Genomic DNA, 24815 nt, shown 5'->3' on the forward strand with positions numbered 1-24815 from the left:
GGAGATATGAGTTAGCTCATGGGAATTGTTTTCGGACTCGTCTATATCGCTCTGTTGCTCTTCTTCGTGGCATTGATCATCCGCCTGGTCTACGACTGGGTGCAGATGTTTGCCCGAAGCTGGCGGCCGCGCGGCATGGCACTCGTGGCGGCCCATGCTGTGTATTCGGTCACGGACAAGCCCCTCAAGCTGCTACGCCGGCTCATCCCGCCGCTGCGGTTGGGCGGAATTTCACTGGACATCGGCTTCCTGCTCCTGTTCGTGGCCGTCAGCGTGGCGATGTGGATCGTCAAGGGCCTGGTGTACGCCCAGCCGATCGCAGCATGAGCCCCCGGGGCCGGGCATGCGACTTGCCCGGGCCCAGACCCTCACCGAATGAAACTCCGGTTTGACACTGCGGTGTTGAATTAGAGGAACCAGACCATATTTAGGTACCGTAGTTTTGACGGCCGGAAGGCCTACTGACTAACTAGACCAACGAGGTGACCAGATGGCTTTGACGCCAGAAGACGTTGTCAACAAGCGCTTTCAGCCGACCAAGTTCCGCGAAGGCTACGACCAGGACGAGGTTGATGACTTCCTGGACGAGATCGTCGTCGAACTTCGGCGCCTGAACCAGGAGAACGACGAGCTCCGCAAGAAGCTCGCCGAATCCGGCGCCGGCACGCCTGCCAGCTCCGCAGCCGCCGCACCTGTGGTGGAAAAGGTCCCGGCGCCCGTCAAGGCCGAGAAGGAAGACACCGCCAAGGCCGAGGCCGAGGCCAAGGCAAAGGCGGCCGCAGAAGCTGCCAAGAAGAAGGAAGCCGAGCAGGCTGCCAAGGCAGCCCAGGCAGTCGAACCGGCGCGTACCGCTGCCACTCCGGCTTCCGAGTCCGCCGCCGGCCTGCTGGCTATGGCGCAGCAGATGCACGACAAGCACGTCGCCGACGGCGAGCAGCAGCGGGACAAAATCATCGCTGAAGCCCAGATCGAGGCCAGCAGCCTCGTCAACGATGCGCAGGAAAAGTCCCGCAAGATCCTTGGTGCCCTCGAGCAGCAGCGCTCCGTGCTGGAACGCAAGGTCGAGCAGCTTCGCGGCTTCGAGCGTGACTACCGCTCACGCCTGAAGGCCTACATCGAAGGCCAGCTCCGTGACCTCGATGCCCGTGGCTCCGTTGCGGCCCCTGAGGTCGAAGCCAATAGCTAGGCAAAAAGCAAAGTATTCTGAAAGTCGGTGGCTGAGGTTTCCTCGGCCGCCGGCTTTTCACTTTTCCGCAACGTGCCGCCACCGGTCCGGTGCCTGGCGCTAGCCGGGTACCTGACCCCCCGGTCTCCGCACTGGCTCCCGAACGAAAGCCCTATGACTGACGCACCATCACCAGACGCCATGCAGCCTGTCGAGGCGGCACAGCCTGTGCACCCCCGGCCGCGCCGGGCAAGACTGTTTGCCCTGTTCGCTGCGTTCGCGGTGTTCGCCTACGTGTTCGACCAGCTGACCAAGCTCTGGGTCACCAGCACCATGACCGAGGGCGAGCGGATCCCCGTTTTTCCGCCGCTGCTGCACTGGTTCTACATCCGTAACTCCGGCGCCGCGTTCTCGATCGGCGAGAACGTCACGTGGGTGTTCACGATCATCATGGCGGCCGTGTCCGTCGCGATCCTGCTGCAGCTGCGCAAGCTCGGCTCGCTCTGGTGGGCGTTGGCGCTGGGGCTGCTACTCGGCGGCGCACTCGGCAATCTCACTGACCGGCTGTTCCGCGAGCCGTCCTTCGCGCAGGGCCACGTGGTGGACTTCATCCAGCTCCCAAACTTCGCGATCTTCAACATCGCAGACTCGGCCGTGGTCTCCGCCGTCGTGATTATCTGCCTGCTCACCCTCCGCGGGATCTCCCTGGACGGCTCACGCCACACGAAGGATACGGTGGCCAAAGATGTCTGAAACTACCTCAGGAAACGCCGCAGGACGCGCCGCGGAGGAAATGCCGCAGGATCTGGCGCCGGACGTCGCCGACAGCCTCGCAGACGACCTGGCAGCCGACGCGTCTGACGACGTGGCGGCTGATGCTGCCGGTGAAGCCGGTGCTGCAACTGCCGGGCACCGCCAGTTCACCGTCCCGGAGGACCTCGCCGGCTCCCGCGTGGACGCCGGCCTGGCCAGGTTGATGGACATCTCCCGCTCCCAGGCAGCCACGCTGATCGCCGAGGGCAACGTCACCAGCAATGCCCAGCGGGTCGGGAAGTCGCTCAAGCTCACCCTCGGCACCGTGCTCGACGTCGTCGTGCCGGACCGCAGGGATCCCCTGGAAATCGTGGAGGAAGTTGTGGACGACCTGTTGATCCTGCTGGACGATGACGAATTTGTAGTCATCGACAAACCGGTGGGCGTGGCAGCGCACCCCTCGCCCGGCTGGGTGGGGCCCACCGTGGTGGGTGGCCTCGCCGGGCTCGGTTACCGAATCTCGACGTCGGGCGCCCCCGAGCGCGCCGGCATCGTCCACCGGCTCGACGTCGGGACCTCCGGCGTCATGGTGGTCGCCAAAACCGAAAACGCCTACACCGTGCTCAAACGGGCCTTCAAGGAACGCACTGTGGACAAGGTCTACCACGCCGTGGTCCAGGGCCTTCCCGATCCGCTGGCGGGCACCATCGACGCGCCCATTGGCCGTCACCCGGGCCATGACTGGCGGTTCGCCGTGATCGAGGACGGCCGTGATTCGGTGACGCACTACGAGGTCCTGGAAGCCTTCGGGAAGGCCTCCCTGGTAGAGGTGCACCTCGAAACCGGCCGGACCCACCAGATCCGTGTGCACTTTGCGGCCCTGCGGCACCCCTGCGCCGGTGACCTCACCTACGGCGCCGACCCGCGGCTGGCCGCCACCCTCGGACTGACCCGGCAGTGGCTGCACGCCCGGGAACTCTCCTTCGACCACCCGCGGACGGGGGAGCGGGTTACCGTAGCCAGCGAGTACCCGCAGGACCTGAAGTACGCGCTTGAGGTCCTGGAGTCCGGAGACGCCTGAGCCGGTCCGGGCCGGGCGGCCCGATCCGCTCCGGCCCTCGGTCTTGCCCCTGGTTTCGGCCGGCGGATCCGCCGGTCTGTCCGGCAGGTTCCGCTTCCGCCGTCGTGGTTGCACGCCGCCGTCGTGGCTCGGCACTAGAATGGTGCGGTGACTTCCAGCAACGACTCGTTTGTCCATCTCCACAACCACACCGAGTACTCGATGCTGGACGGTGCCGCCCGGCTCGGTGAGCTGTTCGACGAAACCGAGCGGCTCGGCATGCCGGCCCTCGCCACGACGGACCACGGCTACCTGTTCGGCGCCTTCGACTTCTGGAAGCGGGCAACTGACCAGGGCATCAGGCCCATCATCGGCGTCGAAGCCTATGTGACTCCCGGGACCGCGCGCACGGACAAGACCCGTGTGCGGTGGGGCGAGGAGCACCAGCGCAAGGATGACATTTCCGGCGGTGGCTCCTACACGCACATGACCCTGCTCAGCTACAACAACGTGGGCATGCGGAACCTTTTCCGGGCCTCCTCGATCGCCTCATTGGACTCGGTCTTCGGCAAATGGCCCCGGCTGGACCGTGAGCTGCTGAACACGTACTCGGAAGGGCTCATCGCCACCACCGGCTGCCCGTCCGGTGAAGTCCAGACCCGGCTGCGCCTGGGCCAGTACCGCGAAGCGCTTGAGGCCGCGGCCGAGTTCCGCGATATCTTTGGCGCGGAGAACTACTTCTGCGAGCTCATGGACCACGGCCTGGACATCGAGCGGCGCGTCACCGGTGACCTGCTGCGCCTGGCCAAGGACCTGAACCTGCCGCTCGTGGCCACCAACGACCTGCACTACACGCACGAGCACGACGCGAAGGCGCATGAGGCCCTGCTGGCCATCCAGTCCGGCTCCACCCTCCTGGAGCCGACCTACGACAACGGCGGCTCGCGCTTTGCCTTCTCCGGCAGCGGCTACTACCTGAAGTCACCGCAGGAAATGCGGGAGCTGTTCCGCGACCACCCGGAGGCGTGCGACAACACGCTCCTGATCGCCGAGCGCTGCGAGGTCTCGTTCAACACCGGCGCCAACTACATGCCCCGGTTCCCCTGCCCGGAGGGGGAGGACGAAACGTCCTGGCTGGTCAAGGAAGTCGATAAGGGACTCCAATACCGCTATCCCCAGGGCATCCCGGACAAGGTCCGCAAGCAGGCCGACTATGAGCTGGAAGTCATCACCTCCATGGGCTTCCCGGGCTACTTCCTCGTGGTGGCCGACTTCATCAACTGGGCCAAGAACAACGGCATCCGCGTCGGTCCCGGGCGTGGCTCCGGTGCCGGTTCCATGGTGGCGTACGCCATGCGCATCACCGACCTTGACCCGCTGCACCACGGCCTGATCTTCGAACGCTTCCTCAACCCGGACCGCGTCTCCATGCCTGACTTCGATGTCGACTTCGATGACCGGCGCCGCTCCGAAGTGATCGACTACGTCACGCGCAAGTACGGCGACGAACGTGTGGCGATGATCGTCACCTACGGCACCATCAAGACCAAACAGGCCCTCAAGGACTCCTCGCGCGTGCTGGGCTACCCGTTCAGCATGGGCGAGACGCTGACCAAGGCGCTGCCGCCGGCCGTGATGGCCAAGGACATTCCGCTCGCGGACATCCAGAACCCCCAGTCCAAGCGCTACAGCGAGGCGGGGGACTTCCGCCAGCTGATCAGCACGGACCCGGAGGCTGCCAAGGTCTTCGAGACGGCACTGGGCATTGAGGGCCTGAAGCGGCAATGGGGCGTGCACGCCGCCGGTGTCATCATGTCCTCGGACCCCATCATCGACGTGATTCCGATCATGCGCCGGTTCCAGGACGGCCAGGTCATCACCCAGTTCGACTATCCGACGTCCGAGGGCCTCGGCCTGATCAAGATGGACTTCCTCGGGCTGCGAAACCTGACGATCATTTCCGATGCCCTGGAAAACATCAAGATGAACCGCGGCGTCGACCTCGACCTCGAAACCCTCGAGTTGGATGACACGGAGTCCTACGAGCTGCTGGCCCGGGGAGACACACTGGGCGTTTTCCAGCTCGACGGCGGACCCATGCGCTCTCTGCTCAAGCTGATGAAGCCTGACAACTTCGAAGACATCTCCGCCGTTCTGGCCCTCTACCGGCCCGGACCCATGGGCGCCAACGCGCACACCGACTACGCACTGCGCAAGAACAAGATCCAAGAGGTCATCCCGATCCACCCGGAGCTCGAGGAGCCGCTCTCCGAAATCCTCGGCGGGACCTACGGGCTGATCGTGTACCAGGAGCAGGTCATGGCCGTGGCGCAGAAGCTCGCCGGCTATACCCTGGGCCAGGCCGACATCCTGCGCCGCGCCATGGGCAAGAAGAAGAAGTCCGAGCTGGACAAGCAGTTCGCCGGCTTCTCCCAGGGCATGCAGGACAACGGCTATTCCATGGCCGCGGTCAAGACCCTCTGGGACATCCTGCTGCCGTTCTCGGACTACGCCTTCAACAAGGCGCACTCGGCCGCCTACGGCGTAATCTCCTACTGGACCGCATATCTGAAGGCGCACTATGCGCCGGAATACATGGCTGCCCTGCTGACCTCGGTGGGCGACGACAAGGACAAGTCGGCCATCTACCTCAACGAATGCCGGCGGATGGGCATCACGGTGCTGCCGCCAGACGTCAATGAGTCAGCCCTCAACTTCACCCCTGTTGGCACCGACATCCGCTTCGGCATGGGCGCCATCCGCAACGTCGGTGTGAACGCCGTCGAAGCCATGGTGGCGGCACGAGAAAAAGAAGGCGCCTACACCTCCTTCAAGGACTACCTCCTGAAGGTCCCGGCGGTGGTCTGCAACAAGCGCACCATCGAATCCCTGATCAAGGCCGGCGCCTTCGACTCGCTGGGCCACCCCCGGCGCGCCTTGGCCATGATCCATGAAGAGGCGATCGACTCCGTCATCACCCTTAAGCGCAACGAGGCGATCGGCCAGTTCGACCTCTTCGCCGGCTTTGAGGACCAGGAGCCCGAGGCCTCGCTCAGCACGGAGATCCCGGACCTGCCGGAATGGGAGAAAAAGGACAAGCTGGCGTTCGAGCGCGACATGCTCGGCCTCTACGTCTCCGACCACCCGCTGCAAGGGCTGGAAGGGCTCCTGAGCCAGCACGCCGACCGGTCGATCACCTCGATCATCGCCGAGGACGGCCCGCCGGACGGCTCGATCGTGACCATCGCGGGCATGATCACCTCGCTCAGCCGAAGGATCGCCAAGGCCAGCGGCAACGCCTACGCCCGCGCCGAGATCGAGGACCTCGCCGGTTCCATGGAGGTCATGTTCTTCGGCCAGGTCTATGGCCCCATCGCCTCGGTGCTCGCGGAGGACCTGATCGTGGTGGTCAAGGGACGCTTGCAACGGCGCGACGACGGTGCCGTCACCTTGAACTGCATGGAACTTTCCGTGCCGGACCTCAGCGACAGCCAGAACGGGCCCGTGGTGATCACCATGGCCACGCACAAGGCAACCGAGGCCGTGGTCACTGAGCTGGGCGACGTGCTGCGGACCCACCGCGGAAACTCCGAGGTCCGGCTGCACCTGCAGGGTGACACCCGGGTGGAGGTCATGGGCCTGCCGGTGCATTTGCGCGTCAACCCGAGCCCGTCCCTGTTTGGCGACTTGAAGGTGCTGCTCGGCCCGACCTGCCTGGACAACTAGCGCGGGTCAGTTGCCCCGGAGTTCCGGCCACTAGGGCGGGTAGCCAGCGCCGCTCACCAGTGGCCGACTGGGGCCCTCAGATCTCGTAGTCGAGCGGCACGGGCTGGCTGTAGGCCCCGGAGTGGTACAGCAGGGGAGTGCCGTCGTCGCCGACCTGGCCCTCCACCACCTCGACCACCACAACGGCGTTGTTCTCGAAGGAGAGCCGCATCTGGACCTTGCCGATCAGCCAGCCGCTGACTCCCTTGAGCACGGGCACCTCGTGGGGTCCGAGCTCCCAGTGGTCGCCGTCGAACCGGTTGCCGGCCCGGGCGAAGCGGTCGGCGAGCTCCTGGTTCTCCAGCCCGAGCATGTGAACGCCAATGTAGGTCGTGTTCGCCACCGCCGGCCATGAGCTGGAGGTCCTGGCCATGTTGAACGTGAAGCGCGGCGGCTTGGCGGACAGCGACGCCACTGAGGTTGCCGTGAATCCGAACGGCACGCCGTTGTGGTTGGCCGTGATGATGGCCACGCCCGCCGCGTGCCGGCGGAACATTTCCTTGAACGTTCCCTCGAAGATTCCTTCATCTGTGGCCACTGCGATCCAACTCCCTGCTGCACGTGCGTGTCGTACTTCCTACTCTGCCAGCGTATTGCGCCGGCGATCGACTGCGGCATTTTGTTTACTTCCGCCGTCATGTGCTGCCGGGGCTTCGCCATGCGCCTGCAGAATCCTTGTTACCGTTTGTTGCATGACACAGCCCGCAGTAGACGGCCCCGTCCACCATGCCGGGGAGCCCGCGCAGCCGGTCCGGCCCGAGAATCCCGAGCAGCAGCCCGGACCCGGCGGGACCCCGTGGCGGAAGGCCGCGGTCATCGCGGCCGCCGGCATCCCGGTGGGATTGCTTTGGTGGCTGCTGGCGCCGTCGGGCCTAAATCTCCTGACGGGAAACCCGGACCTCGCCGCCGGCACCAACACCGCCACCTGGCTGCCCAGGGACCTGGTGCTGGCAGGGCTGTGCCTGCTCGCCGGGTGCATCGCCGGGTCCTTCGTCGCCGGCACCAAGCACCACCAGCCCGGCCCCCGCACCGTCATCCTGGTAGTCCTCGCCGGCGCTGCCGGCGCGCTCATCGCGTGGGGAACCGGCGTGCTCAGCGCCCAATGGTGGGGCGCGCCGGCGGATACCTCGGCCAGCGCCAGCGTCGCCTTCTCACTGCGCTCCTATGCGGTCCTCGCCATCTGGCCCGCGGCGATCGCCCTGGCCATCTTCCTGAACAGCCTCTTCCCTGGCTCCGGCGGCAAACCCCGCCGCTGAGGCCAGTGCCGGCCCGCCGCGGCAGGACACGTAAAATGATCGGGTGAGCCTAACTCCTGACAGCCCCGTGACCCCGATGACCGCCGCCCTCAACTTCCGCACGGTGGACGTGCGCGGTGCGCAACTGTCCCTCGCCGGACTCCGCGCTGCCGTGCCCCGGGCACAGTCCGGCACCATGGCCGACGCCGAGGGCAAGGTCCTGGACATCATCTCCGCCGTCCGGACTCGCGGCTTCGGCGCACTCCGGGAACTGGCACTGGCCTTCGACGGCGTCGAGCAGACGCACCCCCGGGTCCCGGCCGAGGCGCTGCGTGCGGCCCTTGAGGGCTTGGATCCCGCCGTACGCGCGGCACTCGAAGAGTCCATCAAGCGGGCCCGCGCCTTCGCCGACGCCCAGCGTCCGGCGAACATCGACGTCGAACTCGGCGAGGGCGCCGTCGTCAGCCAGAACTGGGTGCCCGTGGCGAGGGTGGGTCTCTACGTCCCCGGCGGCCTGGCGGTCTACCCGTCCTCGGTGATCATGAACGTGGTCCCGGCCCTCGCTGCCGGCGTCGAATCGATTGCCCTGGCCTCGCCGCCGCAAAAGGATTTCGGCGGCCTCCCGCACCCCACGATCCTGGCCGCGGCCTGTCTGCTGGGCATCGAGGAGGTCTACGCGATCGGTGGGGCGCAGGCCATCGCCGCCTTCGCCTATGGCATTCCGGCGGACGCGTCCGGCGCCGGCAGCCTCCCCGGGATCGACCCCGTGGATGTCGTGACAGGTCCGGGCAATATCTTCGTGGCGACTGCCAAGCGGCTGGTCAAGGGGGTTGTCGGGATCGATTCCGAGGCCGGCACCACGGAGATTGCGATCCTCGCCGACTCCACCGCCAGTCCCGCCCTCGTGGCCGCGGACCTCATCAGCCAGGCCGAGCACGACCCCAAGGCGGCATCGGTTCTGTTCACGGACTCCGAGGCTCTCGCCGCCGACGTCCGCGTGGAACTTGAACGGCAGGCCGCAGCCACCAAGCACTCCAGCCGCGTCCGCGAGGCACTCTCGGGCCCGCAGTCCGGCGTCGTCCTGGTCGAGGACCTGGAGCAGGGCATCGCCGCCTGTGACGCGTACGCCGCGGAACACCTTGAAATCATGACCGCCGATGCCGCCCGGGTGGCCGGCCGGATCCGCAGCGCCGGTGCGATCTTCGTAGGGGACTACAGCCCCGTGAGCCTGGGCGACTACTGCGCCGGCTCCAACCACGTGCTGCCCACCAGCGGCACGGCGGCCTTCTCCTCCGGACTGAATGTGACAACGTTCCTGCGGGCCATCCAGGTCATCAACTACACCCGCTCCGCACTGGAGCAGGTCAGCGGCCACATCGTCAGCCTCTCCGGCGCGGAGGACCTGCCCGCGCACGGCGAGGCCGTCACAGTGCGGTTCGCCGCCCGGTAACCAGGGCCCAGACCACTACATGTAGTAATTACAGGCTTGTTATTCAGCTACATCTAGTCGTAAACTGGGGACACAGGGCAGCGTTGACTGCCGCGGTTTCCGCGCCAGTGGCACCGGCCCTGATACAGCACTGACTGCGGATTGCGACAGGGGAGGAACCGACATGTATTGCCCGTTCTGCCGAAACCCCGATTCGCGCGTTGTAGACAGCCGGATCGCCGACGACGGCTCCGCAATCCGGCGCCGCCGGCAGTGCCCCGAATGCGGCCGTCGGTTCACCACGGTGGAAACCACCAGCCTGACCGTCATCAAGCGCTCCGGCGTCGGCGAGCCCTTCAGCCGCAGCAAAGTCATCAACGGCGTCCGCAAGGCCTGCCAGGGCCGTCCGGTCACCGAGGACGATCTCGCCCTGCTGGCGCAGGAAGTCGAGGAAACGATCCGGGGCTCCGGCGCCGCCGAAATCGATGCCCACGAAGTCGGGCTGGCAATCCTGGAGCCGCTGCAGCGTCTCGACGAGGTCGCCTACCTGCGGTTCGCGAGCGTCTACCAGGCCTTCGAATCGCTGGAAGACTTCGAATCGGCCATTTCCCTGCTTCGCCACGAGGCCGAGACCAAGGGCCGGGACGGCAAGAGCCCGGACAAGCGCCCGCTCCAAGCGCCGTCGTAGATGCAGTTCCGTCGTGAATTTTGTGAATCTTTTGTCCCAGTGACTGTGTCCTAGGATCCACCACAGACTCCGGTGGTGGCAGCGGAGGGGAAGCCGCGGCCACCACCGGCTCCAAAAAATTGAGCTATCACTCCGGGTCGTTCCCAGCGTTCAGAACGACCCGGAGTGATAGCTCAATTGGCTTCTACAGCCCAAGGGGCCTTTATTTGGCCAGCTTGTGCTTCAGCGCAATCTCGATGGCCGCGCCCACGATCCCGGCGTCGTTCTTCAGCTCGGCCGGGACGATCGGAGTGCGGAGCTTCATGTGCGGCAGGTACTCGTTGGCGCGCTTGGAGATGCCGCCGCCCACGATGAAGAGTTCGGGAGAGAACAGGAACTCCACATGGGAGAAGTAGCGCTGCAGCAGCACGCTGTACTGCTCCCAGCTGAGGCCGTCGCGCTCACGGGCCACGGCCGAGGCCTTGGTCTCGGCGTCGAAGCCGTCGATCTCCAGGTGGCCGAGCTCGGCGTTGGGGACCAGCTTGCCGTCGAAGATGAAGGCCGAACCGATGCCGGTGCCAAGGGTGATGACCAGGACGGTGCCGTCGATCCCCTCGCCGGCACCGAAGCGGGCCTCGGCGAGGCCGGCGGCGTCGGCGTCGTTGATGACCTCCACGGGGCGGCCAAGACGTGCCGTGAGCATGCCATCGATGTCGGCTTCCAGCCAGGACTTGTCCACGTTCGCGGCCGAGTGGACCACGCCGTGCTGAATGATGCCGGGGAAGGTGACTCCCACGGGGCTGCTGGCATCGGGGGCGTCAGGACGTGCCGTGAGCTCAGCGACAACCAGGGCGACGACTTCGGCCACGGACTCGGGGGTGGAGGGCTGCGGCGTGGGGAAGCGCACACGGTCACCGATCAGCTTCCCCTTCTTCAGGTCCACGATCCCGCCCTTGATACCGGTCCCGCCGATGTCAATACCGATCAAGGGTGCGTGCTTCTTCGACTTTTCGTCCTTCTTGGCCAATGTCGTTCCGTTCGTGGCAGGGGCGGGCTGTGGTGACCGGGCGGGCCGGCAGGTGAAAGAGCGGGAGGTTCAGGGAAACAGCGAGTGGAGCGGTCGGTCAGGGCAGCGTGAGGACCTCGGCACCGGACTCCGTGACGAGCAGGGTGTGCTCGAACTGGGCAGTGCGCTTGCGGTCGCGGGTTACCACGGTCCATTCATCGGCCCACATGTCCCAGTCAACGGTGCCCAGGGTCAGCATTGGCTCGATCGTGAACACCATACCGGTTTCTATCGTGGTGTTGTATGCGGGCGCGGCGTCGTAGTGCGGAATGATCAGCCCGGTGTGGAAAGCTTCGCCGACTCCGTGTCCGGTAAAGTCACGGACCACGCCGTAGCCGAAGCGTTTTGCGTAGGACTCGATGGTCCGGCCGATCACGTTGATTTCGCGTCCCGGAGCTACGGCCCGGATGGCGCGGTTCAGCGATTCCCGGGTGCGCTCGACGAGGAGGCGGGATTCCTCGTCCACATCGCCGACCAGGAAGGTGTAGTTGGTGTCGCCGTGAACGCCGCCGACGAAGGCCGTGATGTCGATGTTGAGGATGTCGCCGTCCTGAACCAGCGTGCTGTCCGGGATCCCGTGGCAGATGACTTCGTTGAGGGACGAACACAGTGACTTCGGAAAGCCCCGGTAGCCGAGGGTGGACGGGTATGCATTGTGGTCCAGCAGGAACTCGTGGCCCACCCGGTCCAGGTGGTCGGTGGTGACGCCCGGTTCGATGTGCTTGCCGACCTCCACGATGGCCTGGGCAGCAATCTTGGAGGCGATCCGGATCTTTTCAATGATCTCCGCCGACTTGACCTCTGAGCCGGTGAACTTTGCCGGAGCCGGCTTGCCCACATATTCCGGACGCGGGATGGACGGCGGTACGGGAAGCTGCGGGCTCACTGTCCCCGGGACAAGCGTGCCAATGGGTGCAGTTGAGGCTAGAGAAGGCATAGATTGATCATATAAGCCCCCGGGCTTTGCCCGGAAAACAGAGCCCGGAAAATCGGCCCGGAACATACCTCCGGAAACAGCAGGAAAAAACCGCAGGAAATCAGCCGGACAAACAGTGAAGGAACCCCGATGCCCGAATACTGGTACAACGTCAACACTCACGAAATCGAGGAAGACGCGATGTCCGACTGGAGTCAGCTGATCGGACCGTACAAGACCCGTGAGGAAGCCGAACACGCCCTGGAAAAGGTCAAGGCGCGTAACGAGGCGTGGGACAAGGACGAGGACGACTAACCCGCTCGGCGAGCCGCGCCAGTGAGGGCATCGCAGGCAGTCGCGGACCGGACCCCGGGCACGGGGACTGATTTTTCTCAGCCCGTCATTCTCACCCTGTGAGGGTGAGTTCCAGACGGTTGCGGCCAGCCATACTGAGAAAATGCCGACGAGCGTTATGCGCACCCGCGGCGCCCGAGTCACCGACCTGGCCAGGCTGGCCGTTGCCTGGGCTGCCTCGACGGTAGCCCTCATTATCACCGGCGCGCTGCTGCCTGGCTTCTCGGCAACCAGCTGGTGGGCTTACGCCGCCGTGGCAGCGGTGGCCGGCATCGTCGGTCTGGTCCTCCGCCCCGCGCTGGTGGAGGTCTCCGCGAGGGTGGGCTGGCTGGCGGTGCTTCTTATTGCTTTCATCGGGCAGGCCCTGATCATGTACGTCGCCATCCGCCTGGTGCCGGGCATCGAGTCGACGGCATGGACCGCACTTGCCGCAACCTGGGTCAGTGCCGTCGTGGGCACGCTGATCTCGTGGGCCACTACGGCCGGAACCGATGACGGACTCATCACCTCACTGGCCGGAAGGGCACGCCGGCAGGAAACGGTGAGCGATCCAGAGATTGACGGCGTCCTGTTCGTGCAGCTCGACGGTGTTCCCTTCCCGGTATTGCAGTGGGCGGTTCAGTCCGGGGCAGTGCCCCATATCCGGCGCTGGCTGACGTCGGGGAATTACCAGTTCCGTGAATGGACTCCGCAGCTGCCATGCACCACGCCGGCCAGCCAGCTGGGCATTCTGCACGGCACCGTAGACGGGATCCCCGCCTTCCGTTGGTATGACCGTGAGCTCAAACGGGTCCTGGTGGCCAACCGTCCGGCAGACGCCCGGGTGATCGAGGAAAGGCACAGCACCGGCCAAGGACTGCTCTGCGACGACGGCGTCTCTATTTCGAATTTGTTCACCGGCGACGCGCCCCGATCGCTCTTGACGATGAGCCGGGTGGAGGCCCGGCGCGGCTCCACCCAAACCCGTCGCGCGTTCGCCTGGTTTTTCGCTTCGCCGAATGGGTTCATGCGCAGCTTCACGCGGACAGTGGGGGAGATCCTCAAGGAGCGTTGGCAAGCCCGGAGGCAGGTTAGACGGGATCTCAACCCGCGGGTGCATCGAGACTGGACCTTCGCCCTGCTGCGAGCAGTCACCAACGGCCTGCTGCGAGACCTGAACACGGCCTTGGTGGCGGAGGAACTGCGTCGCGGCACGAAGAGCATCTATGTCGACTACGTCGACTACGACGAGATCGCCCACCACGCCGGCATGTTCCGGCCCGAATCGCTCGCCGCTCTGGATGGCCTGGACCGCACGCTCGGATCCCTGGCCCAGCTCGCCGGGACAGCGCCCCGCCGCTATCGGCTGGTGGTGCTCTCGGACCACGGCCAATCCCAGGGCACCCCGTTCGCGGACCGGTATGGGCAGGCGCTCGGCGAGCTGTGCGCGGAACTCATGAATGAACAGGTTCAGAACGTGGACGCGTCCGTCGAAGGGCTCGGCCGCGCGGACTCCATCGCCGGTGACATCGCGGCCGGCGGGATGACCGGGAAACTGGCCGGCCGTGCCGACGAGGTGCTGACCAAGGCACAAGAGACGGCGGCACCGCAGACTTCTGGCTCAGGCGGCGACGCCGAGGATCCGGTGGTCGTGTTGGGCTCCGGCAACCTGGGCCTGATCTACGTGCGGGGTGACCGGCGCCTGACTCTCCAAGCCCTCGAGAGTCAGTGGCCAGCCCTGATCCCCGGCCTGGCGGGCCACCCCGGCGTCGGGTTCGTCGCGGGAATCGATGAAGACGGCCGGGCGTGGGCGATCGGAAGCGGCGGGCGGCTCGACCTCGCCAGCGGCGCGGTCGAAGGCACGGATCCGTTGGCCGGCTTCGGGTCCCACGCGGCGCGGGTGCTCGCCCGTGCCCTGCTGCACCCCGAGGCGCCGGATCTGTACGTCAACAGCACGGTTGATCCCGTGACCGACGACGTCTCAGCGTTCGAAGGCCTCGTCGGATCCCACGGGGGCCTCGGCGGTTGGCAGGACCGCGCCGTGCTGATCGGCCCGACCGATCTCATGGTGGGGCTGCCCGACCGGATCGAAGGCGCCGGAGAGCTCCACCGGGTGCTGGTGACGATGCTCGAGTCCTGCGGCCAGCGCGCCACGACGACGTCCCGGGGTTGAGTGACTGGGTTGAATCAGCGAGGGTGAGTAAGCAGGGCTGAGTGAGCGGCGGTGAGTGACAGGGTTGAGTGACTGGGTTGAGTGCCTGGGCTGAATGTCTGGGCTGAGTGACTCACGCGGGCGCCACCCAGGACTGGCCGGGTGCGAGGACCACTGCCGTGCAGCCAGGAGCCTGCTCCGCTATCGCGTCAGCAAACCGCTGCCCGGGCTGCTCGAACCAGCCCCGGGCAAAGTGTGCGAAGAACGGAGGGTGCAGCGTTCCCCAATGCACCGGGACGGCGAACCGCGCACCGCTCATCGCGACAGCCTGGGCGGCGCTCTCCGGAGACAGGTGCCCCGCCGAGAGCCGTGGTCCCCACCCCCAGACCGGTACCAGGGCTACATCGATAGGCCCTCCAGCCATGGCGGGAATCGCGGCCATCTCCGGATACAATCCCGTATCCCCGGCGATCCAGACGATGCCCGATGGGCCCCGAACGAGCTGGCCATTGGCGTCGTTGGGTCGGTGCGGCATGGGGCGGCTGCGATGCTCGGCCGGGACCTGGCGAATCTGGACCCCGCTGCTTACCGGGGTCCAGTCGTCGCCCAGCGGAACTGTGTGCGGCAGCTTTCGGCGACGTAGCCAGGCAACGTTCGCCGGAGCGCTCATCAGCGCTGCCCCGCGGAGCATGCGCAGGGAGCGCAACTCGGCGTGGTCGTGGTGCAGGTGGGAGAGGAGCACCACGTCCGGCCGGCTCCACGACGCCGGGTCCGGCCGCGGTGCCAAACGACGCAGCAGCCCGGCATGGGGACGAAGCAGCGGATCGGTCAGGACCCGAAGCCCGTCGAGATCCAGAACCACCGTGGAGTGACCAAGCCAGGTGATTCTCATGCCGGGCGCCCCGCTGTTTAGGTCAGCTGTTGCGTCAAGCCAGCGTCAGGCCAGGGCCTTTGCCTTCAGGGAATCAAACTCGGTCTGGTTGATGGCTCCGGAATCGAGCAGTGCCCTGGCATCGGCGATCTGGCCGGCGGGACTGGCCGTTGTGCCTGCGGCCTGCTTGATGTACTCCTGCTGGGCGGCCTGCTGCTGGGCCAGTGCCTTCATCTGCCGTTCGGCCATGCTCCGCCCCCGGGCGATCAGGTAGATCAGGGCGCCGAGCCAAGGCACGAAGATCAGCAATATCACCCAGCCGGCCTTGGCCCAGCCGCTGAGTTCATGGTCGCCGAACAAGTCCATCAGGCAGCGGAACCACACCATCAGTGCGGCGATCCAGATAAAGAACCAGAAACTCCATAGCAGGACGTCCCAGAAGCTATTCGTGTCCATCGCTACTCCTCCAATCGTGTCCGCCGGAGCCGGACCCAGCGCTTCGCGCATGAAACCGTCCGGGCTGGCGGAGCATCTGCTGAGGCCTTGATGCAGACCTTAATGGTCAGCCTGACCTCAGCGGAGGCGCAACGCATCGTCCGTGAAGGATGAGGTGTGGGCCCCGGCGCCGGGCTGCTGACCGGATCCGGAGGGACCGAGGCCCGCAGGCGCCGCTAGAAGGAGTGCTCCGGGCCGGGGAACTGGCCGGAACGCACGTCCTCGCCGTAAGCCTTCGCCGCGTCGCTGAGCGAGGTCCGCAGGTCCGCGTACTGCTTGACGAATTTCGCCATTTTTCCGCCGCGCAGGCCCGCCATGTCCTGCCACACCAGGACCTGTCCGGTGGTAGCGCTGCCAGCGCCGATGCCGACGGTAGGCACCTCGACGGCGGCATCCACGGCGGCCGCCGTGGCGGCCGGCACCATTTCCATCAACACGCAGAACGCGCCGGCGTCGGCCAGCGCGACGGCGTCGTCGATCAACCGCTGGGCGTCATCGCCGCGGCCCTGGACGCGGTAGCCGCCGAGGGCGTGCTCGCTCTGCGGGGTGAAGCCGATGTGCGCCATGACCGGGATGCCGGCCTGGACCATGGCGCGGACAGTCTCGGCGTAGAACTTACCGCCTTCGATCTTGACCGCGTGGGCCAGCCCCTCCTTGAGGAACCGCACGCCGGTGGCCACCGCCTGCTGGGCGGAGACCTCGTAGCTGCCGAACGGCAGGTCGGCGACCACCAGGGCCCGCCGCGCGGAGCGGGCGACGGCCCGGCACAGCGGTAGGAGCTCGTCCACCGTCACGGGAAGGCTGGTCTCGTTGCCGAAGACGTTATTGGAGGCCGAATCGCCCACCAGCAGCACCTCGATGCCGGCCTGGTCAAAAATCTCGGCTGTGTACTGGTCATAGGCGGTGAGCATCGCGAAGCGCTCACCGCTGACCTTGGCCTGGTGGAGGTGATGCGTGCGGATCCTGGCCACCGGTTTCCGGGACGCGTCCGCCGATCCCGCACTGGTGCCCGTGGTTCCGGAGGGGACGGCGGCGGAAGCCGCTGCCGGGCCGTTGCCGTAGGGGGCCGCAAGTTCTGCGGGCGTGCTGGAATCAGAGCTGTTGCTGGTGGCCATGCCACGAGCGTAGTGCGATACGGGTCGACACAGCTACCGGGGAACATCCCGGTTGCCAGTGAATCACGTCACAGGCATGGTCCAGGGGGCGGCGCAGCGCCGCCGCACGCAGCGAAATCGTCGGCCGTTGTGTTAACGGTGTGTTACGCGGGGGCCCGGCTTCAGCAATCGGCGGCAATGCTTAGTAAAGTGAACGGTGAGCAGCCGCGGGGCCCATGAATGGCGGGCCTGGGGCGGATGGAAGAACCGGAAAGAGGCCAGTATGGACCGCCAGCAAGAGTTTGTCCTGCGGACGATCGAAGAGCGCGATGTGCGGTTTGTGCGCCTTTGGTTCACCGACGTCGTGGGATCGCTCAAGTCCGTGGCCCTGGCCCCGGCCGAGGTGGAAGGCGCCTTTGAGGAAGGACTCGGATTCGACGGGTCATCGATTGAGGGCCTGGCCCGCGTCTTTGAATCCGACATGCTCGCCCAGCCGGATCCGGCCACGTTCCAGATCCTGCCGTGGCGCGGCGAGACCGAGGCCACCTCGCGGATGTTCTGCGACATCCTGACGCCCGACGGCGAACCTTCTGCAGCGGACCCGCGCAACGTCCTCAAGCGCACGCTGGCCAAGGCCGCGGACATGGGCTTCACCTGCTACACCCACCCCGAGATCGAGTTCTACCTGCTCAAGTCCCAGCAGCCGGGCCCCGACGGATCGCCCATCCCTGTGGACGAGGGCGGCTACTTTGACCACGTCCCGGGCGGTGTGGCCCAGGACTTCCGCCGGACCGCCGTGACCATGCTCGAATCTGTCGGCATCTCCGTGGAATTCAGCCACCACGAGGCCGGGCCGGGCCAGAACGAGATCGACCTGCGCTACGCGGACGCCCTGCAGACCGCGGACAACATCATGACGTTCCGGACGGTCATCAAGGAAGTCGCGCTGCAGCAGGGCACGTATGCCACCTTCATGCCCAAGCCCTTCACCGCCCACCCGGGCTCCGGCATGCACACGCACTTCTCACTCTTTGAAGGAGACACCAACGCCTTCTACGAGGCCGGCGCAGAGTTCCAGCTTTCCGAGACGGCGCGGCAGTTTATTGCCGGCATCCTCAAGCACGCACCCGAATTCACGGCGGTGACCAACCAGTTCGTGAACTCCTACAAGCGGCTCTGGGGCGGGGGAGAGGCGCCGAGCTACCTGAGCTGGGGGCACAACAACCGCTCCGCGCTGGTCCGCGTCCCGCTGTACAAGCCCGGCAAGGGCCAGTCAGCGCGGATCGAATACCGCGGCATCGACTCCGCTGCCAACCCCTACCTGGCCTACGCCGTGCTCCTTGGCGCCGGCCTTAAGGGCATCGAGGAGGGCTACCAGCTCCCCGCAGCGGCAGAGGACGACATCTGGTCGCTGAGCTCGGCGGAACGCCGCGCCATGGGCCACGACCCGCTGCCGGCGAGCCTGCACGACGCCATCCGGACCATGGAGGATTCCGAGCTCATGCCGCAGATCCTCGGCGAGCAGGTGTTCGAGCACTTCCTGCGCAACAAGCGTGCAGAATGGCAGGACTACCGCCTCCAGGTGACGCCCTACGAGCTGCAACGCAACCTCGGCATTCTGTAGGCTGCCCCAATGAGCCTGGCACGACGCCTCATTGCCGCCGGCTTCAGCGACCTCGACAAGGGCGAGCGGTTTCTGGCGGCCCGGGAACTGGAGGGGCTCGACCAGGATGCCCTGTTCGCGGGGCTGCAGCTGGCGGCGAACCCGGACACGGCCCTGCAGTCCCTGGTCCGGCTGATCGAGAAACACCCGGAGCTGCGCAAGCTTGCCGTCGCGGACCCGGAAAGCAGCGAACCCCTGTACCGGGTCCTTGGGGCCTCCGAGGCGCTCGGTGAGTTCCTCATCCGCCACCCCGAGCACCTCGACGCCTTCGAGGTGCGGATCAGCCCCGAACCGCTGGCCGCGGACGCCGTGACCCTGCGGGCCCGGTTACTGCAGTCGGTGCGGGCCGACCCCAAGTCTGCCCGGCCGGTGGCGGCCCTTAGTGGTCAGGAAGCCTACGCCGCCCTGCGGACCGCCTACCGGCGCGGGCTCGTGGAACTCGCCATCAAGGACCTGTGCGCAGCCGATCCGCTGGACTTCATGCCGGCTGCAGGTGCGGAACTGGCCGATCTCGCCGGCGCCGCCCTCGAGGCGGCCCTCGCCGTGTCCCGGGCCGAGGCGGCGGAGAAGTTCGACGCCGCGGAGGTGGCCGACGTCGGCCTCGCCGTGATCGGCATGGGCAAGTGCGGTGCCCGCGAACTTAACTACATCTCCGACGTCGACGTCATCTACGTGATCGATTCCGGTGCGCTGGAGGACACCCTCGCCACCACCATCGGCACGGTCCTGGCTTCCGGAATCTCGCGGGCGATCATGTCCACTAGCCGCGAACCCGGGCTGTGGGAAGTGGATGCGAACCTCCGGCCCGAGGGAAAGTCCGGGCCGCTGGTCCGGACCCTCGCCTCGCACGAAAGCTATTACGCGCGCTGGGCCGAGAGCTGGGAATTCCAGGCCCTCCTGAAGGCCCGGACCATTGCTGGCGACCCCGAGCTGGGCGCCCGTTACGAAGCGGCCGTGACGCCCTTGATCTGGTCCTCGGCCGGCCGGGAAGGCTTCGTCGAATCCGTCCGCGCCATGCGCCGCCGCGTCACTGAGCACATTCCAGCCGAGGAGGAACAGCGGCAGATCAAGCTGGGCCGCGGAGGACTGCGCGACGTCGAATTCACCGTCCAGCTGCTCCAACTCGTGCACGGCAAGTCCGATGAATCGCTGCGCTGCCGGGACACCACCTCGGCCATCGCCGCGCTCTCCGCCGGCGGGTACATCGGCCGCTCAGACGCCGCGGAGTTCGACCGCGACTACCGCTACCTGCGCCTGCTCGAACACCGGATCCAGCTGTTCCAGCTGCGCCGGACCCACCTCATGCCCGCCAACGAAGCGTCGTTGCGCTCCCTCGCCAAGGCCGTCCTGGGGCCGTTCTCGGCCGAGCGGCCCAAGCCTGACGCCCTGGTGGCCGCCTGGCGACAGACCAAGCGCTCCGTGCGGGAACTCCACGAACGCATTTTCTACCGCCCGCTGCTCAATAGCGTCGCCACCCTCAGCAGCGAAGAGGCGCGCCTGACCCCGGAAGCCGCCCAAGGCCGCCTCGCGGCCCTCGGCTACCTCGATCCCCGCGGCGCCATGCGGCACATCGAGGCCCTCACCGCCGGCGTGAGCCGGCGCGCCGCGCTCCAGCGCCAGCTCCTGCCCATCCTGCTGGACTGGCTCGCGGACGGCGTGGACCCCGACGCCGGGCTGCTCGCCTTCCGGCGCGTCAGCGAGGCGCTTGGCACGACGCACTGGTACCTGGGCATGCTCCGGGATTCGACGGCCGCGGCCGAGCGGCTCTGCCACGTGCTCGCCAACTCCCGGCTGATCGCGGACCTGCTGGAGGTTTCGCCCGAGTCCGTGGCCTGGCTGGGCACGGACAAGGAACTGGTGCCGCTCAGCTTCAAGTCCCAATGGCTTGAGATCACCTCGAAGATGTCCCGGCACGCGGATCCGGAGAGCGCCATGCGGCTGATCCGGCTGATCCGGCGCAGGGAAATCCTGCGGGTGGCCATTGCGGACAGTGAGGGGCTGCTGGACCAGGACCAGGTGGGGGCAGCCCTCGCCGATACGGACCGCGCGGCCGTCCTGGGGGCGCTGCGCGTGGCGGAGACGATCGTCACCGCCGAGGAGCCGCTGAAGACGCACGTGCTGGTGGTCGCGATGGGCCGCCAGGGCGGCCGGGAGATCGGCTACGGCTCGGACGCCGACGTCATGTACGTCCACCGCGGACTCCCCGGCGTGCCGGAAGAGGAGGCGCAGGCGCAGGCGCTGCAGATTGTAGGCAAGCTCTCCAGCTTGCTGACCCAGCCGCTCAAGCCGGCGATCCTCGCCGAACGGGTGCTGGCGGTGGACGCGGACCTGCGCCCCGAGGGCAAGAGCGGGCCCATGGTGCGGACCCTGGAGTCCTATGCCGAGTACTACCGCCGGTGGTCTCTCGTCTGGGAGGCCCAGGCGCTGCTGCGGGCGCGCCCGATGGCCGGCGACGATGACCTGGCAGAGGATTTTGTGGCGCTGATCGATACCGTCCGATACCCGGAGTCGCTGTCTGACCAGGACGTGCGGGAAGTCCGGCGGGTCAAGGCCAGGGTCGAGGCGGAGCGCCTGCCGCGCGGGGCCGATCCCGCCCGGCACCTGAAGCTTGGCCGGGGCGGGCTGAGCGACGTCGAATGGCTGGCCCAGCTGCTCCAGCTTCAGCACGCCGGCACGCACCCGGAGCTGCGGACCACGTCCACCGTGGAGGCCCTCGAGGCGGCCGCTGCTCTGGACCTCATAGACGCGGCGGACACCGTGGTCCTCCTTCGGGCCTGGCGGCTGGCGAGCCGGATCCGGTCGGCCAACGTCATCTGGACCGGCCGGTCCTCGGATCTGCTGCCCTCCTCCCGCCGCGACCTTGAGGCGGTGGCCCGCTGGTGCGGGTACGGGCAGGGCAACGCCGCGGCGCTGGAAGAAGACTACCTCCGGCTGAGCCGGCGGGCCCGGGCAGTTTTCGAGCGGGTCTTCTACGGCCAGTAATGCCTGCCGGCTGGCACGCGGCTGCTGAAAAGCCCTACTGACACCATTGCCGCGCGGTGCTACCTTGGGCGGATGGCCAGGCAACTGTTTGTGAACCTTCCCGTCCGGAATCTCGATAAGACCGTTGAGTTCTTCACGGCGCTGGGATTCTCCTTCAACCCCGACTTCACCGACGAGAACGCCACCTGCATGATCGTCAATGACGGCGCGTATGTGATGCTGCTCGTCGAGTCCTACTTCAAGACCTTCACCTCCAAGTCGATCGCCGCGACGGCGGACAGCGCCGAGGCCATCATGTCCTTCTCGCTGGAGAGCCGCGACGCTGTGGACGAGGTCATCCGCACCGCCCTGACCTCCGGGGGCACTGCATCGGAAGAGGCCCAGGACTACGGCTTCATGTACACGCACAGCTTCCAGGACCCGGACGGCCACCTCTGGGAAGTTTTCTGGATGGATCCGGCCGGTCCGCCCAAGGACGCTGCCCTGTAGCTGCTTCACCCTCGGCGGCCTGCGCCGCGGCGCAGGTACGCTGGCTACATGGCTGGACACGTGTGGCTGCTGCCCTTGAAGAACCTCGACGACGACGCCCGGGCCATCAAGCTGGGGGAGATCGCGCTGCTGGAGCTTGGTGAGGGGCAGCAGAGGTTTGTTGGCGAGCCGCTGCGAATGATGCTGATCGCGCTCGAGGAAGAGTCCCGACACCCGTTCGCCGTGGATGAGAACGGCACCGCCGTCGGCGTGCTGACGCTCCAGGCCGGTGCCGCGACCCTGGCTGGCTGGCCCGACGACGACTCCGCCTGGCTGCTGCGGGGCTTCCTGATCGACCGGCGGCAGCAGGGCCAGGGCCTCGGCACCCTCGCCGCGGAGGCCGCAGTGCGGGAGGCCGCCAAACTGACGGCGGGCCACGGCAGCGGGCAGGCCGGCGTCGTTCTCTCCGTCAACGAACTGAATCCCGGCGGGCTGGCCGCCTACCGCAAGGCCGGTTTCGAGGACCGCGGCCGCTACGAAGGCGGCGACGCCGGCCCGCAGCGCATCATGTACCGGGCATTCTGATCCAGGGAGTCCTGGGCCGCGCTGGTATCTCGCCAGCCCTAAGGGGCCTTGCGGGCGACAATCCGGCTCACCGAGGCACGCAGCGGCCGGATGACCCAGACCAGGCCCGCCACGATGAGAACACCGGCGATCCACAGGACGAGCGGCAGCGGGTTTGCGGTGCTAGTGCTGGCCGCCTGTGCCGTGGTGGCGGCGGGCCCCGGTGTGGATGAAGGAGCCGGGCTGGTGGTAGCAGCCGGTGCCGTGTCGGCGGGCGCGGCGTCCGCTGGGGCAGCTGCCTCGACCGGGCCGGCAGCGTCGGCGACCGGCGACTCGGCCCGCGAGGCAGCCTGCGGCTGGACGAATCCACCACCGGCCCGCGCAGGAACGACGTCGGGCGCCGAGGCATTGCGGGTTGTTGGCTGGACTAGATCGGCCTGACGGATGAGAGCCTGGTCATCTAGGGCCGGTGCCGGTGCCGGTGCGGGCGCCTGCTCCACGGGGGCCGGTGCCGGAGCAGGGGCCTGCTCTACGGGCTCCGCGGGTGCCGGTGCAGGAGCGGGCTGACCGCTGTCTCCACCAGCGGTGCTGTCAACGATGTCGTTGTATAGCGACGTTTGGGTATTCGGCGAGTGTCCGGGAGCCGTTGCGGTGACCTGCGCCCGGATCTGATGGCCCTGATCCGCGGCCACGACAGTGTAGGTCGCCTGGGTTGCCCCGGTAATCTTTTGGCCGTCCCGCTCCCACTGATAGAGGAGGGTAATCGGCTCACCGTCGGCATACCAGCCGCCGCTGCCTTCCACATTGAGGGTGTCGCCGACCTCGGAGCCGCCTGCCAACCACATTTCATCCGTGGGGTGGATGTACCCGGGGGTGACGATCGGGGCTATGTTCGACTTGGACACGCTCCCTAGACCCGGCCAACTGCCGGTCACCTTGAGGGTAACCACTTTGCCCAGGTCGGCAGTCCTGATCTTGTAGTTGTCTGTGGTGGCTCCCTCGATGTCCACGCCATCGGCTTGCCACTGTAACGCCAAAGCGTCGGTCGACCACATGCCCAAATCGTCGACGTCCAACTCGAATCCGACCCTCGTCCAACCCGACACAGATGGAGCTTCGCCGGTAATGATGATGGCTGGCCGGGCCGTATACGCTGCGGTGTTGGTTGCACTGACCTTGGGCGACGGTTGGGTGGTCGTGACGCCGTCCATCAGCCCGTCGGCGGAGCCTGTCACGCGCAGGGCCAGGGACCGGCCGTCATCTTCCTCTGTTATGTCGTAGGTTTCGCCCTGGGCACCGGGAATGACGGCACCGTCGCGAAGCCACTGGTACTTCAGCGTTTGGGCCCGTACCCATTCGCCGGGATACGACGTGAGGGTCTGTCCCACCGTGAGGATGCCGGTAAAGGTAGGGCGCTCCAGCGCCCGGACCGTGGTGCGGTCCGTGGCATTTTCGCCGAAGTCCCGGCACGTCTGCCCGCTGGCAGAATCCCAGCAAACATAAGCGGCCTGGGCCGGAGCTGCGAAGCCGATGGCCGACAAAATTATGGCAGCACCGGCGGCCGAAGCCGCGCGCGTAAGAGTTCCCATCAACATTTCCCCCAAAGAATGCCCTCGCCGTGTGCGGGAAGGGACCAAGGCAAATGCTACAAGACAATCACATCGGCTACGGCCCAACTCGACCAATGCGGAGAACTCACTGCAGTACGGCGCAGTCGCAATGACCGCTCCGGAACTACAAATTGTCCGACCGAGCTGCCTTATGAGAAGTTCCTGTTCCTCATCGCTGAGCCGTGTATGGACCACCCTGACTACCAGCCGGACTGGCGCCAGCAGGAACTGGGCTAGAAGCGCCGGTGGGACCCGCCAAAGGATCGGTGACGCATCCCTATTTCCTCGGATCGCTTGTCCTCGGCCCTGTCGCGGTAGTAAAGGAAGGTCAGGAAGGCCGCCATCAGAATGATCGCAGCCACGCCTATTCCTACGATCAACAGAACAACATCCCCGGAAACCTCGGGCGTGTCCAAGGACGCCATTGGGTTCATAGTTTTATGCAACTCCGAACCCTGCCCAGGCACAAGCGGTTTCTGATTGGGGGCTTTGCTTACGTAGTAAGGACGAACTACGCGACATCTCTG

General features: G+C 66.5%; 22 protein-coding genes. 14 read left to right on the top strand and 8 right to left on the bottom strand.

The annotated features are described in order from the left end of the window. Nucleotides 1-18 precede the first annotated feature (18 nt). From M2428_RS15775 to dnaE, 5 genes are all read left to right on the top strand, one after another. Nucleotides 19-327, top strand: a complete 309-nt coding sequence (locus M2428_RS15775) for a YggT family protein (protein ID WP_277526897.1) — start codon at nucleotides 19-21, stop codon at nucleotides 325-327. 163 nt (nucleotides 328-490) lie between these two features. Continuing rightward, nucleotides 491-1186, top strand: coding sequence for a DivIVA domain-containing protein (locus tag M2428_RS15780; RefSeq protein WP_277526898.1), 696 nt, complete (start codon nucleotides 491-493; stop codon nucleotides 1184-1186). 153 nt (nucleotides 1187-1339) lie between these two features. After that, nucleotides 1340-1918, top strand: a complete 579-nt coding sequence (gene lspA / locus M2428_RS15785; RefSeq protein ID WP_277526899.1) for a signal peptidase II — start codon at nucleotides 1340-1342, stop codon at nucleotides 1916-1918. Between the two features lie 112 nt (nucleotides 1919-2030). Further along, the gene (locus M2428_RS15790; protein WP_277526947.1) at nucleotides 2031-2999 is read left to right on the top strand and encodes an RluA family pseudouridine synthase; all 969 of its coding nucleotides are present in this window, start codon (nucleotides 2031-2033) and stop codon (nucleotides 2997-2999) included. Between the two features lie 147 nt (nucleotides 3000-3146). Continuing rightward, nucleotides 3147-6704 (top strand): DNA polymerase III subunit alpha, encoded by a 3558-nt coding sequence (gene dnaE / locus M2428_RS15795; RefSeq protein WP_277526900.1) that lies wholly within the window; start codon nucleotides 3147-3149, stop codon nucleotides 6702-6704. Between the two features lie 76 nt (nucleotides 6705-6780). Here the strand turns inward: dnaE and M2428_RS15800 are convergent, their stop codons facing one another. Further along, nucleotides 6781-7239, bottom strand: a complete 459-nt coding sequence (locus tag M2428_RS15800; protein WP_090583640.1) for a flavin reductase family protein — start codon at nucleotides 7237-7239, stop codon at nucleotides 6781-6783. Between the two features lie 196 nt (nucleotides 7240-7435). On the opposite strand from M2428_RS15800, the gene M2428_RS15805 reads away from it, so the two are divergent. The 3 genes from M2428_RS15805 to nrdR all read left to right on the top strand — a co-directional run bounded on the left by M2428_RS15805 (nucleotide 7436) and on the right by nrdR (nucleotide 10095). Continuing rightward, entirely contained in the window at nucleotides 7436-7999 is a 564-nt protein-coding gene (locus tag M2428_RS15805) for a hypothetical protein (RefSeq protein ID WP_277526901.1), read from the top strand. 43 nt (nucleotides 8000-8042) lie between these two features. Then, nucleotides 8043-9428: a histidinol dehydrogenase gene (gene hisD, locus M2428_RS15810; RefSeq protein ID WP_277526902.1), complete on the top strand. Its 1386-nt coding sequence runs from the start codon at nucleotides 8043-8045 to the stop codon at nucleotides 9426-9428. Between the two features lie 163 nt (nucleotides 9429-9591). Beyond that, nucleotides 9592-10095, top strand: coding sequence for a transcriptional regulator NrdR (nrdR, locus tag M2428_RS15815; RefSeq protein WP_277526903.1), 504 nt, complete (start codon nucleotides 9592-9594; stop codon nucleotides 10093-10095). Nucleotides 10096-10297: 202 nt separating this feature from the next. On the opposite strand, the gene ppgK is transcribed toward nrdR, so the two are convergent. Then, nucleotides 10298-11101 (bottom strand): polyphosphate--glucose phosphotransferase, encoded by an 804-nt coding sequence (ppgK, locus tag M2428_RS15820; RefSeq protein WP_277526904.1) that lies wholly within the window; start codon nucleotides 11099-11101, stop codon nucleotides 10298-10300. A gap of 97 nt (nucleotides 11102-11198) precedes the next feature. Further along, nucleotides 11199-12077: a type I methionyl aminopeptidase gene (gene map, locus M2428_RS15825; RefSeq protein ID WP_277526905.1), complete on the bottom strand. Its 879-nt coding sequence runs from the start codon at nucleotides 12075-12077 to the stop codon at nucleotides 11199-11201. 129 nt (nucleotides 12078-12206) lie between these two features. Between map and M2428_RS15830 the strand changes: the two genes are divergently transcribed. Then, on the top strand, nucleotides 12207-12371 hold the full coding sequence (locus tag M2428_RS15830) for an SPOR domain-containing protein (RefSeq protein WP_018772367.1): 165 nt from the start codon (nucleotides 12207-12209) through the stop codon (nucleotides 12369-12371). Nucleotides 12372-12513: 142 nt separating this feature from the next. Then, nucleotides 12514-14562, top strand: coding sequence for a phage holin family protein (locus M2428_RS15835; RefSeq protein ID WP_277526907.1), 2049 nt, complete (start codon nucleotides 12514-12516; stop codon nucleotides 14560-14562). Between the two features lie 112 nt (nucleotides 14563-14674). Here M2428_RS15835 and M2428_RS15840 read toward each other — a convergent pair whose 3' ends face one another. The 3 genes from M2428_RS15840 to panB all read right to left on the bottom strand — a co-directional run bounded on the left by M2428_RS15840 (nucleotide 14675) and on the right by panB (nucleotide 17022). Then, a complete protein-coding gene (locus M2428_RS15840) occupies nucleotides 14675-15433 on the bottom strand; it encodes an MBL fold metallo-hydrolase (RefSeq protein ID WP_277526908.1) in 759 nt (252 codons plus the stop codon). A 45-nt stretch (nucleotides 15434-15478) separates the two neighbouring features. After that, nucleotides 15479-15868: an SHOCT domain-containing protein gene (locus M2428_RS15845; protein ID WP_277526909.1), complete on the bottom strand. Its 390-nt coding sequence runs from the start codon at nucleotides 15866-15868 to the stop codon at nucleotides 15479-15481. 215 nt (nucleotides 15869-16083) lie between these two features. Beyond that, nucleotides 16084-17022: a 3-methyl-2-oxobutanoate hydroxymethyltransferase gene (gene panB / locus M2428_RS15850; RefSeq protein ID WP_277526910.1), complete on the bottom strand. Its 939-nt coding sequence runs from the start codon at nucleotides 17020-17022 to the stop codon at nucleotides 16084-16086. A 262-nt stretch (nucleotides 17023-17284) separates the two neighbouring features. Here panB and glnA point away from each other — a divergent pair, with 262 nt between their 5' ends. The 4 genes from glnA (at nucleotide 17285) to M2428_RS15870 (ending at nucleotide 22699) form a co-directional block, all read left to right on the top strand. Beyond that, on the top strand, nucleotides 17285-18625 hold the full coding sequence (gene glnA, locus M2428_RS15855; RefSeq protein WP_277526911.1) for a type I glutamate--ammonia ligase: 1341 nt from the start codon (nucleotides 17285-17287) through the stop codon (nucleotides 18623-18625). A gap of 9 nt (nucleotides 18626-18634) precedes the next feature. Continuing rightward, nucleotides 18635-21646, top strand: a complete 3012-nt coding sequence (locus tag M2428_RS15860) for a bifunctional [glutamine synthetase] adenylyltransferase/[glutamine synthetase]-adenylyl-L-tyrosine phosphorylase (RefSeq protein WP_277526912.1) — start codon at nucleotides 18635-18637, stop codon at nucleotides 21644-21646. A 72-nt stretch (nucleotides 21647-21718) separates the two neighbouring features. Then, nucleotides 21719-22135: a VOC family protein gene (locus M2428_RS15865; protein ID WP_277526913.1), complete on the top strand. Its 417-nt coding sequence runs from the start codon at nucleotides 21719-21721 to the stop codon at nucleotides 22133-22135. A gap of 48 nt (nucleotides 22136-22183) precedes the next feature. Beyond that, on the top strand, nucleotides 22184-22699 hold the full coding sequence (locus tag M2428_RS15870; protein ID WP_277526914.1) for a GNAT family N-acetyltransferase: 516 nt from the start codon (nucleotides 22184-22186) through the stop codon (nucleotides 22697-22699). A 38-nt stretch (nucleotides 22700-22737) separates the two neighbouring features. Here the strand turns inward: M2428_RS15870 and M2428_RS15875 are convergent, their stop codons facing one another. Next, nucleotides 22738-24267 (bottom strand): hypothetical protein, encoded by a 1530-nt coding sequence (locus tag M2428_RS15875; RefSeq protein ID WP_277526915.1) that lies wholly within the window; start codon nucleotides 24265-24267, stop codon nucleotides 22738-22740. Nucleotides 24268-24521: 254 nt separating this feature from the next. Then, nucleotides 24522-24650 (bottom strand): hypothetical protein, encoded by a 129-nt coding sequence (locus tag M2428_RS15880; protein WP_277526916.1) that lies wholly within the window; start codon nucleotides 24648-24650, stop codon nucleotides 24522-24524. Nucleotides 24651-24815: the final 165 nt, after the last annotated feature.

The sequence above is a fragment of the Arthrobacter sp. ES3-54 genome (genome assembly GCF_029504395.1).
GTDB lineage: Bacteria > Actinomycetota > Actinomycetes > Actinomycetales > Micrococcaceae > Arthrobacter.